Source organism: Eudoraea sp. (assembly GCF_049669105.1).
Classification (GTDB): domain Bacteria; phylum Bacteroidota; class Bacteroidia; order Flavobacteriales; family Flavobacteriaceae; genus Eudoraea.
The window spans coordinates 1-1,691 of sequence record NZ_JBATKE010000112.1; the positions used below are offsets into that span (position 1 = coordinate 1).

Annotated in this window: 2 protein-coding genes; both read left to right on the forward strand. The window is 36.5% G+C overall.

What is annotated here, in order from left to right:
• The first annotated feature begins 322 nt into the window (after positions 1 to 322).
• Positions 323 to 910 carry a hypothetical protein gene (locus WBM60_RS09710; RefSeq protein WP_424259854.1) on the forward strand — a complete coding sequence of 196 codons (588 nt, stop codon included), beginning with the start codon at positions 323 to 325 and terminating at the stop codon, positions 908 to 910.
• A gap of 123 nt (positions 911 to 1,033) precedes the next feature.
• Positions 1,034 to 1,691: hypothetical protein (locus WBM60_RS09715; RefSeq protein WP_424283015.1), on the forward strand; the 658-nt coding region annotated here is incomplete at its 3' end.

A 1,691-nucleotide genomic window follows, 5' to 3' on the forward strand; every position in this document is an offset into this window, starting at 1 on the left:
TCCAGGATAAGGATTTTGAAGTCTTTACTTAATTCTGCCGCCGCAGACATGCCCGCAGGCCCACCGCCAGCTATGATAATATCATAAAAATCCATTAAAGTATTTAACGGTTTAATGCTACCGCAAAGTTAAATAATGAAATGTACAATCAGGTAGAATTCATAGATAATCTTAAGAAAAATTATACCTAAATAGCATAATATTGCTTGTAATAAAAGCCATATGTATTCAATAATTAGTTTAAATTTACACGCTGTAATTAGAAGGTAATTAAACTAATAAGACAACCTAAAATCAAAATGTAATTATTAAAATCCACTTTATGAAAACTATTAAAATTTATGCTTTTGCTTTATTCTTTTGTACATTTTTAACATCTCCTTTGTTAGCGCAGGATGTTGATAGTACCATAGAACCAAGAGAAAGATTAAGTCTTGCAACCATGCAGGGAACGGTAACAGAAATTGCTAAGGAAACCCGCGATGTTACCCTCAAAGGACCCGATGGTGAACTAGCTACCATTACGGCCGGCCCGGAAATTAAAAGGTTTGATGAAATTTCGGTTGGAGATATAATCACTTTTGACTTTTATACCTATTTAAAGGCTGAGTTTCGAGCACCGACTTCTGCAGAATTGGCAGAACCATTTGTTGTTTTAGAAGGGGAAGGTAAAGCTCCGGAAGGGGAAGCTCCGGCAGGCGCAGTTGGAGAAATGGTTAAAGCTGTTGTAACAATTGAAATACTTAACAGACCGCAGATGTTGGCCACGGTAGAGGGCCCTAACGGAAACTATTTAACTATTCCCATGCAAGATGCTGCCTTTATGGAACAGCTGCACATTGGACAAGTAGTGATATTGACTTATGCAGAGGCCATAGCAATTTCCTTGTCTAAGGTGTCAACAGAATAATAAGCTTTAATTTATTTAGTTTTAAAAATGAGAGTCAAAAGGACTCTCATTTTTTGTTTTAAGCAATCATTTAACTATTGCTTATATTTATACTACTTATTTAATAATTCCTTATTAATATTAATGACCATTAGTTCGTCCATTAAAATAATCCTAAAGCGACTGCTGCTGGGAATGGGATTACTAGTGGCCTTGCTAGGGATTATTTCTGTAATTTTCTACCAGGATGGTAAAGAGTGGATTTTAGATGAAATTCAGTTATATGTCTCCGAAATACAAACGGGGGACCTCGAAATAGAGGAAATAGAACTTGCCCTGTTCCGCCATTTACCCAATTTTTCTGTAAGTCTAAAAAATATTAATTATTACGAGAAAAAAAAGTCTTTGAGAGCAGAAGGCGACATGCCTATTCTGTCTGCAGAAAATCTTAACCTGGCATTCGAGCCGTGGCAGTTGATCAGACATCGCCATCTAAAAGTCAACAGTGTCAGTATAGAAAAGGGGAGTTTTAATATCATTGAATATTCGGATAATAAAATCAATCTTGAGAATGCGCTAGCCAGTCCTGGTTCCATTCAGGTGCCGAAAACTTCAAAGGATACTTTGGATTCAGATAAGCCGAAAAAACCAGTCCTGAATACCACGAAATCCCCTAAAATATCAAAATCGGAAGTAGTTGAAAAAGACTTTGAGATTGATTTAAAGAGTATTGAGTTAAAAGAGGTTATGTTGATGTACCATAGCATGGTTGAAGGGAGATCCTCCCAATTGGATTTGGCCC

What these genes read in the sequence shown, in the direction of transcription:
- WBM60_RS09710 (WP_424259854.1), top strand. Translation starts at nt 323, where the DNA reads ATGAAAACTATTAAAATTTATGCTTTTGCTTTATTCTTTTGTACATTT.